Source organism: Streptomyces sp. NBC_01465 (assembly GCF_036227325.1).
Classification (GTDB): Bacteria; Actinomycetota; Actinomycetes; order Streptomycetales; family Streptomycetaceae; genus Streptomyces.
On record NZ_CP109467.1, the window covers coordinates 5,635,845 to 5,648,999 of the forward strand.

Below are 13,155 nucleotides of genomic sequence, written 5' to 3' on the forward strand. Positions count from 1 at the left end.
GATGGCTTCAACGCCATGGACAGGACTGGCAGGAATGACGCAGGAGGCGCACATGACGTCGCAGGGACCGCTCACCACGGAGGCCGGCGCACCGGTCGCGGACAACCAGAACAGCGAGACCGCCGGCGTCGGCGGCCCCGTGCTCGTCCAGGACCAGGCGCTGCTGGAGAAGCTCGCGCACTTCAACCGTGAGCGCATCCCGGAGCGCATCGTGCATGCGCGCGGCGCCGGTGCGTACGGCACCTTCACGCTGACCCGCGATGTCTCGCAGTGGACGCGTGCGAAGTTCCTGTCCGAGGTCGGGAAGCAGACCGAGACGTTCCTGCGGTTCTCCACCGTGGCCGGCAACCTCGGGTCCGCCGACGCCGTGCGCGACCCTCGTGGTTTTGCGCTGAAGTTCTACACCGAGGAGGGGAACTACGACCTCGTCGGGAACAACACCCCCGTCTTCTTCATCAAGGACGCCATCAAGTTCCCCGACTTCATCCACACCCAGAAGCGCGACCCGTACACCGGCTCGCAGGAAGCCGACAACGTATGGGACTTCTGGGGGCTGTCTCCCGAGAGCACCCATCAGGTGACCTGGCTCTTCGGTGACCGCGGCATCCCGGCCACCCTGCGCCACATGAACGGGTACGGCTCGCACACGTTCCAGTGGAACAACGAGGCCGGCGAGGTCTTCTGGGTCAAGTACCACTTCAAGACCGACCAGGGCATCAAGAACCTCACCCAGGCCGAGGCCAACCAGCTTGCCGGTGAGGACCCCGACAGCCACCAGCGGGACCTGCGCGAGGCCATCGAGCGCGGTGAATTCCCGTCCTGGACCGTGCAGGTGCAGATCATGCCGGCGGCCGAGGCGGCGACGTACCGCTTCAACCCGTTCGACCTGACCAAGGTCTGGCCGCACGAGGACTACCCGCCCATCGAGATCGGCAAGCTCGAGCTCAACCGCAACCCCGAGAACGTCTTCGCCGAGACCGAGCAGTCCATCTTCTCGCCGGCCCACTTCGTGCCGGGCATCGGTCCCTCGCCCGACAAGATGCTCCAGGGGCGGCTGTTCGCGTACGGCGACGCCCACCGGTACCGCGTCGGCATCAACGCCGACCACCTGCCCGTGAACCGCCCGCACGCCACCGAGGCGCGCACCAACTCCCGTGACGGCGCGCTGTACGACGGCCGGCACAAGGGCGCCAAGAACTACGAGCCGAACTCCTTCGGCGGTCCCTTCCAGACGGACCGGCCCCTGTGGCAGCCCGCCCAGGTCACCGGTGCGACGGGCAACCACGAGGCGCCCAGCCACGCCGAGGACAACGACTTCGTGCAGGCCGGGAATCTGTACCGGCTCTACTCCGAGGACGAGAAGACCCGCCTGATCGAGAACCTCTCCGGGTTCATCGCCAAGGTGTCGCGCGACGACATCGCCGAGCGTGCGATCGACAACTTCCGTCAGGCCGACGGTGACTTCGGCAAGCGGCTGGAGGCGGCGGTCGCCGCCCTGCGCGCCTGAGGCAGGAGTGAGGAGAGGGCCGGGCTCCGTTCGCGGGGTGCCCGGCCCTTTTCCTGTGGCTCGGTCAGGAGACCAGTTGCTCCGCCGGGTGCAGCCTGACCGGCGCCCAGCAGCGGATGATGTCGCGCACCGACACGACGCCCACCGGGCCCGCGTCGTCCAGCACGATCAGATGCCGGAAGCCGCCGTGCGCCATGGCCGTGGCCGCCTCCTCCAGGGTCCAGGACGGTGCGGCGAAGACGACGTCGGTCGTGGTGTGGGTCGCGGAGAGTTCACGGTCGGGGTCGAGGCCCGCTCCCACCGCGTTGAGGATGTCGCGTTCGGTGAGGATGCCGAGGCCGCTGGTGTCGGGGTCGAGGACCACGGCCGCGCCGACGCGGCGTGCCGACATCAGCCGGGCGGACTGACGCAGGGTGTGGGCGGGACCGATGGTGAGGACCACTGTGCTCATGGCGTCGCGGACGAGCATGAATGGAGCCACCTCCTTGGTGGACCGGAACACGAGAACCGATTCACAAGTTCACAAGTGGGGGGACTCATAGAGTCGCATCCCGTCGTGGGGTCAACAAGGGGGTGGTAGAAGCAAGTTGAGGGGCGCGTAAAAAGACGGCTCACGCCCCTCACGCGCCCCGGATACGGCTAGTAGCGCTGGTTGAGATAGCCCAGCAGGTCGTTGTGGAGCAGGCCGTTGGAGGCCGCCGCATTGCCGCCCTCCACGCCGCGCACCCCGTCCAGGCTGGTGAAGCGGCCGCCCGCCTCCTCGACGATGATCGCGTTCGCCGCCATGTCCCAGAGCGAGAGCTCCGGCTCGGCGCAGATGTCCACCGAGCCCTCGGCGACCATCATGTACGGCCAGAAGTCCCCGTAGCCGCGCGTCCGCCAGCAGTCGCGGGTCAGGTCCAGGAAGCCGTCGAGCCGGCCCTGCGCCTCCCAGCCAGTGAGCGAGGAGTACGCGAAGGAGGAGTCCGCGATCTTGCCGACGTTGGAGACATGCAGCCGCGTCGCCGAGGAGAGACTGCGTCCCGTGTACGCGCCGCCGCCCTTCGCCGCCCACCAGCGGCGGCCCAGCGCGGGCGCCGAGACCACGCCGACCACCGGTTCGTATCCGCCCTCGCCCACCACCGTGAGGGAGATCAGCGTCGCCCAGACCGGCACTCCGCGCACATAGTTCTTGGTGCCGTCGATGGGGTCGACGATCCAGCGCCGGGGGCCCGTGCCCGCCAGACCGAACTCCTCGCCGAGGATCGCGTCTCGCGGCCTGGCCCGCTGGAGCTGGCCGCGGATCAGCTCCTCGGCGCCCTTGTCGGCCTCGCTGACCGGGGTCATGTCCGGCTTCGTCTCGACCTTGAGGTCGAGCGCCTTGAACCGGTCCATCGTCGCCGCGTCGGCGGCGTCCGCCAGGACATGGGCGAGGCGCAGATCATCGTGGTAGTCGGGCATGGTCGCCACAGTAGCCATCAGGCCCTGATCGGGCCACAGGGCCCCGTCTGCGCAGGCTATTGACACCGCTCCGCGGCGCGTCAAGTCTGAGTTCAGAGCCGCAAGGCCTGGGAGGCAACGATGCCTACAGCGCGCGAATCCTTACTCGACTCCGCCCTCTCCGCGCTCACGGGCCTGCCCTGGTCCGCCGTGCGCATGGTGGATGTCGCATCAGCCGCCGGGGTCTCCCGGCAGACGCTCTACAACGAGTTCGGCAGCAAGGACGGCCTCGCCCGCGCCCTCGTGCGGCGCGAGGCCGACGTCTATCTGCGCGGGGTCGACCGGGCGCTCGGCGAGACGGCGGCCACCCCCGCCGACCGGCTGGCCGCCGTCGCCGAGTGGACCGTGGCGACGGCCCGCGGTCATCCGCTGGTACGGGCGCTGCTCACCGGCTGCTGGGGCGAGCGGCTGCCCGTCCCGCGCCCCGCCGCCCGTACGAGCGCATCCCCCGTCCCCGCCCAGCGCCGGGCCGACGTGGGCCTGCCGGGCCCCGCCGAACTGCTCGCCGTCGTACGGGACCGGGCGGTCGCCGCGCTGGAACCCGGCCGCCCCAAGGAGGAGGCCGGGTCGATCGCGTACCGCTGCGAGGTGACCCTGCGCCTGGCGCTCAGCTACGTCGTCGCGCCGGGCGGGCAGGGGGTGGGGCGGCTGGTGCGGGACGCCACGGCTGCTTCGTGACTACTTGACCCAGCCGACCTTCGTGTAGTCGGTGTCGGCCAGACCGAAGGCGCCGTAGTTGGCGAGGCCCTTGCGGACCGCGTCGATCTGCGGGCGCTGGTAGAGCTCGATGGAGTGGCCGAGCTTCCAGATCAGGACGTCCGCCTGGTTGTAGAGCTTGATCGACTCGGCGTGGTCGGTGGTCTCGCCGGCCTTCGTCAGCAGCGCGTCGATCTCCGGCGAGCCGATCGAGCCGAAGTTCTGGAAGAGGTTCTTGCCCTGCGGCTGCCGGAAGGTCGAGGTCAGCATCGTCTGGTAGACCGCGTCGACGTTGCGGAAGCTGACGAGGTCGAAGTTGCCCGTGTTGACGAACTTGTTGAAGAAGTCGTTGGCCGGGACCGACTTGATGTTGACCTTCACGCCCACCGCGCCGAGCATCTGCTGCACCAGCTCCGCCTGGTCGCTCTGGGCGGAGGTGCCGCCCGCGCTCAGCGTGTAGTCCAGCGTGAGCTTCTTGCCGTCCTTGGTACGCGGCTTGCCCTCGCCCGCGTCCTTCCAGCCGGCCTCCTCGAGGAGCTTCTTCGCCTTCTCGGGGTCGTACTTGTCGAACTCGCTGGAGTTGTCCTGGTACCCCTCCTGGTTCGGCATGAAGAAGTGGTTGTTCAGCGGCTTCAGTTCGAAGGTGAGGTCCTTGCTGAAGCTCTCGTTGACCCCGGCGCGGTTGATCGCCGCCTGCAGGGCGTTGCGGACCTTCACGTCCTTCAGCGGGCCGCGGCCGCCGTTGAGCGTGATGTGCACCTCGTCCCAGCGGGCGCCGCGCCTGATGTCCGTGTCCGCCGCCTTGGCCAGGCGCTTGTAGTCCTCGGGGAGCAGCGCGGTCGTCTCGTCGAGCTCCTTGTTGAGGTACGCCTCGGTGCCCGCGGAGGAGTCCAGGACGCGGTAGACCACCGAGTCCAGCTTGGGCTTCGGGCCCCACCAGGCGGGGTCGGGGACGATCGTGACGGTCTGGGCGGTCTTGTCGTACGTACCGACCTTGAAGGCCGCGCCGGTGACCGGGGCCTTCTCGGCCCAGCCCTTGTTGAACTTCTCCGGGGTGTCGATGTACGCGGCCGGGTACAGCGGGTCGAAGAGGCGCTGCCAGTCGGCGTAGGGCTTGTTGAAGGTGACCTTCACCGCGTGGGCGTCCGCGCCCTGCTCGACCTTGGATATGTGGTCGTAGCCGGAGGTGTCGGAGGCTTCGTAGGCGGTGTTGGTGCCGTTCAGCGCCTTCCACTGCGCCTCGAAGTCCTTCCAGCTCAGCGGCTTTCCGTCGGACCACTTGGCCTTCGGGTTCAGCGTGTACTCCACGACCTGCGGGCTGGTCGAGGTGACCTTCGCCGAGACGAGGAAGCTGGGGTTGGTGTGGATCGCGCCCTTGGTGTCGGCGTCGAACAGGTCGGGCAGGACGGCCTTGATGATGTCCTGCGCGTCGCCCTGCTGGCCGTCGACCTGGTTGATGTTGTACTGCGTGATCCACTGGTCGATGCGGAACCGCAGCGAACCGCCCTGCTTGAGGTCGCTCAGCGGGCGGACGTTGATGCCCTGCCCGTCCACCGAGGGGGCCGCCTGCTTCGTGGCCGGCTTGTCGTCGCTCCCGGAGGAACCGCAGCCGGTGGCCACCAGGGTGGCCGACGCAGCTGCGGCGATGGCGAGGACGGTGGTTCTGCGCATCGGATTTCTTCCTCCGGTCGTGGTGCGGTCTGATCGAGACCGCAGGCTCCGCAGACCGTAAGTCGCCGCCGCGGCACAGCGGGAGTCTCATGGGAGTGCTGTTATGAATTCTTTGCGTGGACGCAACAATTGATGGTCAGAATGGACCAACAAGCCGACGACCTGCGCCTTTTGCTCCTGCCGCGGCGAGACACCGTCACCCTTCCCGCGGAGGACCTCCACCTGTGGCCGCCTACCTGGCCAAGCGACTCGGCTACTACGCCGCCCTGTTGCTCGTCGCCGTCTGCCTCTCCTATCTGCTGTCGTCGCTCGCGCTCGACCCGCGCGCGTACTACGAAGGCCGCCAGCCCCCGCTGTCGCCGGTCTCCGTCGACCACCACCTCACCGCGCTCGGCGTCAACGACCACGAGCCGCTCCTCTCCCGCTTCCTGACCTGGGCCGGGCACGCCGTGCGCGGCGACCTCGGCCAGACCATCGACGGGACGTCCGTGGGCGCCGAGTTCGGGCGGCGGATCGGCGTCAGCCTGCGGCTTCTGCTGCTCGGTACGGTCGCGGGGACCGTCGTCGGGGTGCTGGCCGGGGCGTGGACCGCCGTACGCCAGTACCGGCTCTCCGACCGTGCGGTGACGCTCATCTCGTTCGTACTGCTCTCAACTCCCGTGTTCCTGCTGGCCGTTCTGCTGAAGATCGGTGCGATCTGGTTCAACCAGACGACCGGGACGGAATTCATCCAGTTCACGGGTGAGAAGAGCCCCGGAGTCGACTCGGGGTTCTGGGCGGTCTTCAAGGACCGCGGGGTGCATCTGCTGCTGCCGACCGTGTCCATCGCGCTGGGCACGATCGCCAGTTACAGCCGCTACCAGCGCTCGACCATGCTCGACGTGCTCGGCTCGGACTATCTGCGCACCGCCCAGGCCAAGGGGCTCACCCGGCGCACCGCCCTGCTCCGGCACGGGCTGCGGACGGCGCTCATCCCCATGTCGACGTACTTCAGTTACGGATTCCTCGCCCTGTTCACCGGCGCCACCTTCACCGAGACGATCTTCGGGTGGCACGGCATGGGGGAGTGGTTCGTCTCCTCGATCGGCAAGAACGACGTCAACTCGGTCGTCGCCGTCAATGTGTTCGCCGCCGTGGTGGTTCTGCTGTCCGGCTTCCTCGCGGACGTACTGCACGCCGCGCTCGACCCGCGTATCCGCCAGGCCTGAGGAGTACGACCCGTCATGACCGCCGTCATAGAGACCGCCGCCGCGGACGCGGCCGGCCAAGGAGCCGAGCCGATACGGCCCGTGGGGCGCGCCGGTGTCGTGCTGCGCCGGTTCGTACGCAATCGGAGCGCCCTCGCCGGGGGTGTCGTACTGGTGCTGCTCTTCGTGCTCGCCTTCGTCGGGCCGCTCGTCAGCCCCTGGGACTACGCGCACATCGACTACAGCGCGCTGCGGGAGCCGCCGAGCGCCGACCACTGGTGGGGCACCAACCGGATCGGGCAGGACGTCTTCGCGCAGACCGTGCGCGGGCTGCAGAAGTCGCTGGTCATCGGGTTGCTGGTGGCGCTCTTCTCGACCGTGCTCGCCTCGCTGGTGGGGGCGTGTGCCGGGTACTTCGGGGGGTGGACCGATCGGGTGCTGATGTTCTTTGTGGACTTGCTGTTGGTCTTTCCGTCGTTCCTGATCATCGCGATCATCTCGCCTCGACTGCGAGGCGGGGGCTGGTTCGCCTTTGTGGCGCTGCTCGCCGTCTTCGGGTGGATGATCACCGCGCGGGTGGTGCGGTCGATGACCCTGTCGCTGAAGGAGCGCGAATTCGTGCGCGCGGCGCGGTACATGGGGGTCGGTCCGTTCCGGATCATCTGGCGCCATGTGGTGCCGAACATCGCGTCGTTCCTGATCATCGACGCGACCATCGCGGTGGGCGGGGCGGTGATGAGTGAGACGGCGCTTTCCTACTTCGGGTTCGGCGTGCAGGCGCCGGACGTGTCGCTGGGGACGCTGATCGCGTCGACCACGGGGGCGGCCGTCACGTACCCGTGGATGTTCTTCTTCGCCGCGGGGCTGCTGATCGTGTTCGTACTCGCTGTGAATCTTGTGGGGGACGGGTTGCGCGATGCGATCGATCCGACCTCGCGCACGTTGCGTCGGAAGGGGCGTACCTCATGACCGCCGTACTGGAAGTCAGCGGCCTGGAGGTCGACTTCGACGGCCGGCCCGCCGTGCGCGGGGTCAGCTTCTCGCTGGAGCGGGGCGAAGTGCTCGGCCTGGTGGGGGAGTCGGGGTCGGGGAAGTCGGCCACTGCGCTCGCCGTGCTGGGGCTTCTGCCGGGGAACGCGGCGGTGCGGGGATCGGTGCGGCTGGGTGGTGAGGAGCTGGTCGGGGCGTCGGACGCGGCGCTGTCGAAGGTGCGGGGCAGCCGGATCGCGATGGTTTTTCAGGACCCGCTGTCGGCCTTCACTCCGGTGTACCGGATCGGGGACCAGATCGCGGAGGCGGTGCGCGCACATCAGGACGTCTCGCGGGAGAAGGCGCGGGCGCGGGCCGTGGAGCTGCTGGATCTGGTGGGGATTCCGGAGCCGGGGGTGCGGGCGCAGTCGTTTCCGCACGAGTTCTCCGGGGGGATGCGGCAGCGGGCGATGATCGCGATGGCTATGGCGAACGATCCCGATGTGATTCTGGCTGACGAGCCGACCACGGCGCTGGATGTGACGATTCAGGCGCAGGTGCTTGATGTCCTGCGGACGGCTCAGCGGGAGACGGGGGCTGCGTTGGTGCTTGTCTCGCATGACCTGGGGGTTATTGCGGGGACTGCGGACCGGGTCGCGGTGATGTATGCGGGGCGGGTGGTGGAGACGGCGGGGGTGCGGGAGTTGTTTGCGCGGCCTGTGATGCCGTACACGATGGGGCTTGTTGGGGCTGTACCCCGGGTGGACTCGGCGAGTTCGGTGCTCGTGCCGATTCCCGGGAGTCCGCCCGGGGCGGGGGAGGTCGGGGGCGGGTGCCCGTTTGCGGACCGGTGTCCGTTGGTGGAGGAACGGTGCCGGGGTGCGGAGCCGGAGCTGCGAGCGGTCCCCACGCTGTGCCCACCCGTTCCGCCCTGCGGAACGATTGCCCACAACGTGGGGGCGGGGGGCGACGAGGCGACTGCCCACAACGTGGGGGCGCGAGTCGACGAGGAGGCGCCTGGTCGCAGCGTGGGCGAGTGCGGGACGGCAGGGCAGCATTTGGCTGCCTGCTTGCGGGTCGGGGAAGTTGTTGAGCGGGGGATGGGGGTGCTTGATGTGTTTCCTGTGCCCGTTGTTCCCGAGGTTTCTCAACAGGGGCCCGGTGACGCCGTGTTGACCGTGCGGGGGCTCGTCAAGACCTTTCCCGTGTTGAAGGGCGCTGCCTTCAAGCGGCGCGTCGGGACCGTTCATGCCGTCGACGGTGTCGACCTCGACATTCGGCGTGGGGAGACCCTCGCCCTCGTCGGCGAATCCGGGTCCGGGAAGTCCACCACCCTCTTCGAGCTCCTTAACCTGGCCCGCCCCGAGGGCGGCACCGTCGAGCTCTTCGGGCAGTCGCTCGACTCGCTCGGCAAGGCCGGGCGCAAGGCGCTCCGCGGGCAGGTCCAGATCGTCTTCCAGGACCCCATGGCGAGCCTGGATCCGCGTATGACGGTCGGCGACATCGTCGCCGAGCCGCTGCGGGCGCAGGGCGTCGACCGTACGGCCGCCGCCCGTCGCGTTCCCGGGCTGCTGGAGCAGGTCGGGCTGGACGCCGCCCACGCCGACCGGTTCCCGCACGAGTTCTCCGGGGGCCAGCGTCAGCGCATCGGGATCGCGCGCGCCCTTTCCGTCGAGCCGCAGCTGCTGGTGCTCGACGAACCCGTCTCCGCGCTCGACGTCTCCGTACAGGCCGGTGTGCTCAATCTGCTGCAGCGCCTCAAGGCCGAGCTCGGGCTCGCGTATCTCTTCGTCTCGCACGACCTGTCCGTCGTACGGCACATCGCGGACCGCGTCAGCGTCGTCTATCTCGGGCGTACGGTCGAGGCCGGAGCGGTCGACGCGGTCTTCGAGCGGCCCCAACACCCGTACACCCAGGCCCTGTTGTCAGCCGTACCGCTTCTCGACCCGGACCTGGAGCGCGAGCGGCAGCGCACCAGGATCCTGCTGGCGGGCGACCCGCCGAGCCCCACCCGCCGGTACGAGGGCTGCCGGTTCAGGGGACGCTGCCCGGTGTTCGCGGAACTCGGCGAGGAGGAGCGCGAGCGGTGTGCGAGTGAAGTGCCGCTGCCCGTGGAGCGCGGGGCCGACCATGTGGCGGCCTGTCACTTCGTCAGTGTGCCGAGCCCGACAGCTGCAGCCCGATGACCCCGACGATCACGAAGGAGATCGAGACGAGTTTGAGGGTCGAGACGACGTCGCCCAGGAAGATCATTCCGTAGATCGCGGTTCCCGCTGCGCCGATACCCGTCCACACGGCGTACGCGGGACCGACGTCCAGCTTCCGCAGCGCGAGCGTCAGCAGGCCGAAGCTGCCGAGCGCGAAACAGGCGAAGGCGATCGTGGGCCAGAGCCGGGAGAACCCGTGCGAGAGCTTGAGGCAGACGGCGAAACCCGTCTCCAGGAGTCCTGCGACCACGACCAGCAGCCACGGCATGTTGGTTCCTCCGCCTTCGACCTCGCATCGGTGACTGCTTCGTCATCAGTTGGTGCGATTATGCATTTACCTACGGCGGTGGGCCGGTAAACGCGGTGATCAGTCGCCCTCGCGTCGCTCCCGTGTGGCGAGCAGCCGGCGCAGCGAGTACAGCCGGGCCGGATCCGCATGGCCCTCCTCCACCCAGGCGTCCAGCGCGCAGTCCGGTTCGTCGTGGCTGCAGGCGCGCGGGCACTCCTCCGTTCCCGGTACGAGGTCGGGGAAGGCCAGGATCACGCGCGACGGGTCCACATGGTGCAGACCGAAGGAGCGCACGCCCGGGGTGTCGATCACCCAGCCGCGTGCGTCCGGCAGGGGGAGCGCAAGGGCCGAGGTGGTGGTGTGGCGGCCGCGTCCGGTGACGGCGTTGACGTGTCCTGTCGTACGCCGGCGGTCCTCCGGCACGAGCGCGTTGACCAGGGTCGTCTTGCCGACGCCCGAGTGGCCGACGAAGGCGGTGACCTTGTCGTTGAGGAAGTCCCGTACGCGGTCGGCGGCCTCGCCCTTCGCCAGCTCGTCGCGGCTCGTGACGACGTAGGGGATGTCGAGCGCGCCGTACGACTCGAGGAGCGTCTCGGCGGAGGCCAGGTCCGACTTGGTCAGGACGAGGAGGGGCGAGAGCCCGCCGTCGTACGCCGCGACCAGACAGCGGTCGATCATGCGCGGGCGCGGTTCGGGGTCGGCGAGCGCGGTGACGATGGCGAGCTGGTCGGCGTTGGCGACGACCACGCGCTCGTACGGGTCGTCGTCGTCGGCCGTACGGCGCAGGACCGAGGTCCGGGGCTGGATGCGGACGATGCGCGCCAGGGTGTCCTTGGCGCCGGAGAGGTCGCCGACCACCATGACCTGGTCGCCCACCACGGCGGCCTTGCGGCCCAGTTCACGGGATTTCATCGCCATGACCGGGCGGTCGTCGATGAGGACGGTGAGCCTGCCCCGGTCCACGGTCAGGACCATGCCCTCGGCGGCGTCCTCGTGCTTGGGGCGGATGTTGGTGCGGGGGCGGTTGCCCTTGGGGTTCGGGCGGACGCGGATGTCGTCCTCGTCGGGGTTCTTGCCGTAGCGGCGCATCGCGTCAGGCCCCGAGCATTTCGGTCCACATCTTCGGGAAGTCGGGGAGGGTTTTCGCGGTCGTGCCCACGTTCTCGATCTGCACGCCCTCGACCGCGAGGCCGATGATCGAGCCCGCCGTCGCCATCCGGTGGTCGTCGTACGTGTGGAACGTGCCGCCGTGCAGGGCGCGCGGCTTGATGTGCAGGCCGTCGGCGGTCTCCGTGACGTCGCCGCCGAGCTCGTTGATCTCCTTGGTGAGCGCGGCCAGGCGGTCCGTCTCGTGCAGGCGCAGGTGCGCGACGCCGCGCAGCGTCGAGGGGGAGTCGGCGAGGGCGGCGACGGCCGCGATGCCGGGGGTCAGCTCGCCGACCTCGCTCAGGTCGACGTCGATGCCGTGGATGGTGCCCGTGCCGGTGAAGGTCAGGCCCTGGGCGGTGAGCTCGCAGGAGCCGCCCATCTCCGTGAAGATCTCGCGGAGCGCGTCGCCGGGCTGCGTGGTGCGGGACGGCCAGTCGGGGATCGTGACGCGGCCGCCGGTGACCAGGGCCGCGGCCAGGAACGGCTGGGCGTTGGAGAGGTCGGGCTCGACGGTCAGATCGCGGCCGAGGAGGGCGGAGGGGGAGACCCGCCAGACGTTCGGCTCGCCGCCCGTCTCCGGCTCGTCGACCTGGGCGCCGATGGAGCGGAGCATGTCGACCGTCATCCGGATGTGCGGGAGGGAGGGCAGGGTCGCGCCCGTGTGACGTACCTCCACCCCCTGGTTGAAGCGGGGGGCGGAGAGGAGCAGCGCGGAGACGAACTGGGAGGACGACGAGGCGTCGATCTCGACCGGTCCGCCGTCCAGGGCGCCGCCGCCGTGGACCGTGAGGGGGAGCGCGCCGCGGCCGTCGTCGTCGATCCGGGCGCCGAGGGTGCGGAGCGCGTCGATGACACCGGTCAGGGGGCGCTCGTACGAACGGGGGTCGCCGTCGAAGCGGACCGGGCCGTCGGCCAGGGCGGCGACGGGGGGCAGGAAGCGCATGACCGTACCGGCGTTGCCGACGTCGATCGTGGCCGGGCCGCGCAGGCCCGCCGGGATGACGCGCCAGGCCTCGCCGGAACCGTCGGGGCCGACGCCTTCCTCGATGCCGACGCCCATCGCGCGGAGGGCCTCCGCCATGAGGAGCGTGTCCCGGGAGCGCAGCGGGCGGCGGAGCCAGCCGGGCTCGGCGGCGAGTGCGGCGAGGACCAGGCCGCGGTTGGTGACCGACTTCGATCCGGGCACGGTGACCGTCGCGTCGACGGCCCCGATGGCATAGGGGGCGGGCCAGAGGGCGGTGTGCACGGAGCTTTCGGTCATGACCCTCACTTTACTGGCGGGTCACCGGCTGGGTCACAACCCGAGGAGCCAGCGGCCGCCGCCGAGGAGACAGCAGAGCGACACGACGTGGAAGAGGAGGAGCCAGAGCGTCGCGGGGACGTGGGTGAGGCGGGCGAGCTGGTCCGCGTCGGAGTCTCCGCTGTTGTGGCGGCGGCGCTTGGCCTGGAGCTCGAAGGCGGGGCGTACACCGCCGATCAGGAGGAACCAGACCGCCGTGTACGCGAAGGCTGATTGGACGTCGGGGGTCGTCAGCCAGGAGATCAGGACGAAGGCCGCGCCCGTGACGATCACGGTGAGGGCGCCGTACGCGTTCCGGATCATGACCAGCATCGCGATGAGCAGGGCGCTGACCGCCCAGAGGAGCAGCGTGATGTGGTTCGCGGCGAGGAGGGCCGCGCCGCCGAGGCCGAGCAGGGGCGGGGCGGTGTAGCCGGCGGCCGCGGTCAGGATCATGCCGAGGCCGTGCGGTTTGCCCCGGCTGACGGTGAGGCCGCTGGTGTCGGAGTGCAGCCGGATGCCGTCGAGGCGGCGGCCGGTCAGCAGGGCGACCAGGCCGTGGCCGCCCTCGTGGGCGATGGTGACGGCGTTGCGCGACAGCCGCCAGAGGCCGTGGGGGACCACCGCGGCCAGGGCGATGGCGGCGGTGCCTATGACCAGCCACTGGTCGGGGTCGGGCTGGGTGCCGAAGATGCGATCCATCTGCGGGGGGCTCCTCGGGG

The 13,155-nt window shown here is 69.6% G+C and carries 12 protein-coding genes; 5 read left to right on the forward strand and 7 right to left on the reverse strand.

Annotated elements, in window-relative coordinates:
* Positions 1–34 precede the first annotated feature (34 nt).
* Positions 35–1,507 (forward strand): catalase, encoded by a 1,473-nt coding sequence (locus tag OG707_RS26595; protein WP_329122549.1) that lies wholly within the window; start codon positions 35–37, stop codon positions 1,505–1,507.
* 64 nt (positions 1,508–1,571) lie between these two features.
* Here OG707_RS26595 and OG707_RS26600 read toward each other — a convergent pair whose 3' ends face one another.
* Together OG707_RS26600 and hisN are read right to left on the reverse strand one after the other, a co-directional pair.
* A complete protein-coding gene (locus OG707_RS26600) occupies positions 1,572–1,976 on the reverse strand; it encodes a CBS domain-containing protein (RefSeq protein WP_329122551.1) in 405 nt (134 codons plus the stop codon).
* A 170-nt stretch (positions 1,977–2,146) separates the two neighbouring features.
* The gene (gene hisN, locus OG707_RS26605) at positions 2,147–2,947 is read right to left on the reverse strand and encodes a histidinol-phosphatase (RefSeq protein ID WP_329122552.1); all 801 of its coding nucleotides are present in this window, start codon (positions 2,945–2,947) and stop codon (positions 2,147–2,149) included.
* A 120-nt stretch (positions 2,948–3,067) separates the two neighbouring features.
* Here hisN and OG707_RS26610 point away from each other — a divergent pair, with 120 nt between their 5' ends.
* Positions 3,068–3,664: a TetR/AcrR family transcriptional regulator gene (locus tag OG707_RS26610; protein ID WP_329122554.1), complete on the forward strand. Its 597-nt coding sequence runs from the start codon at positions 3,068–3,070 to the stop codon at positions 3,662–3,664.
* On the opposite strand, the gene OG707_RS26615 is transcribed toward OG707_RS26610, so the two are convergent.
* A complete protein-coding gene (locus tag OG707_RS26615) occupies positions 3,665–5,353 on the reverse strand; it encodes an ABC transporter family substrate-binding protein (RefSeq protein WP_329122556.1) in 1,689 nt (562 codons plus the stop codon).
* 224 nt (positions 5,354–5,577) lie between these two features.
* On the opposite strand from OG707_RS26615, the gene OG707_RS26620 reads away from it, so the two are divergent.
* The 3 genes from OG707_RS26620 to OG707_RS26630 are packed head-to-tail and all read left to right on the forward strand — an operon-like array spanning position 5,578 to position 9,695.
* The gene (locus OG707_RS26620; protein WP_329122558.1) at positions 5,578–6,561 is read left to right on the forward strand and encodes an ABC transporter permease; all 984 of its coding nucleotides are present in this window, start codon (positions 5,578–5,580) and stop codon (positions 6,559–6,561) included.
* Positions 6,562–6,576: 15 nt separating this feature from the next.
* A complete protein-coding gene (locus OG707_RS26625) occupies positions 6,577–7,509 on the forward strand; it encodes an ABC transporter permease (protein ID WP_329122559.1) in 933 nt (310 codons plus the stop codon).
* Positions 7,506–9,695 carry an ABC transporter ATP-binding protein gene (locus tag OG707_RS26630; protein ID WP_329122560.1) on the forward strand — a complete coding sequence of 730 codons (2,190 nt, stop codon included), beginning with the start codon at positions 7,506–7,508 and terminating at the stop codon, positions 9,693–9,695. The genes OG707_RS26625 and OG707_RS26630 overlap by 4 nt, the downstream gene beginning before the upstream one ends.
* Here the strand turns inward: OG707_RS26630 and OG707_RS26635 are convergent.
* The 4 genes from OG707_RS26635 to OG707_RS26650 all read right to left on the reverse strand — a co-directional run bounded on the left by OG707_RS26635 (position 9,661) and on the right by OG707_RS26650 (position 13,135).
* Positions 9,661–9,984, reverse strand: a complete 324-nt coding sequence (locus OG707_RS26635) for a DMT family transporter (RefSeq protein WP_329122562.1) — start codon at positions 9,982–9,984, stop codon at positions 9,661–9,663. The genes OG707_RS26630 and OG707_RS26635 overlap by 35 nt on opposite strands.
* A gap of 99 nt (positions 9,985–10,083) precedes the next feature.
* Positions 10,084–11,094, reverse strand: coding sequence for a ribosome small subunit-dependent GTPase A (rsgA, locus tag OG707_RS26640; protein WP_329122564.1), 1,011 nt, complete (start codon positions 11,092–11,094; stop codon positions 10,084–10,086).
* A gap of 4 nt (positions 11,095–11,098) precedes the next feature.
* Positions 11,099–12,415, reverse strand: a complete 1,317-nt coding sequence (aroA, locus tag OG707_RS26645) for a 3-phosphoshikimate 1-carboxyvinyltransferase (RefSeq protein WP_329122567.1) — start codon at positions 12,413–12,415, stop codon at positions 11,099–11,101.
* A gap of 33 nt (positions 12,416–12,448) precedes the next feature.
* The gene (locus OG707_RS26650) at positions 12,449–13,135 is read right to left on the reverse strand and encodes a M50 family metallopeptidase (RefSeq protein WP_329122569.1); all 687 of its coding nucleotides are present in this window, start codon (positions 13,133–13,135) and stop codon (positions 12,449–12,451) included.
* Positions 13,136–13,155: the final 20 nt, after the last annotated feature.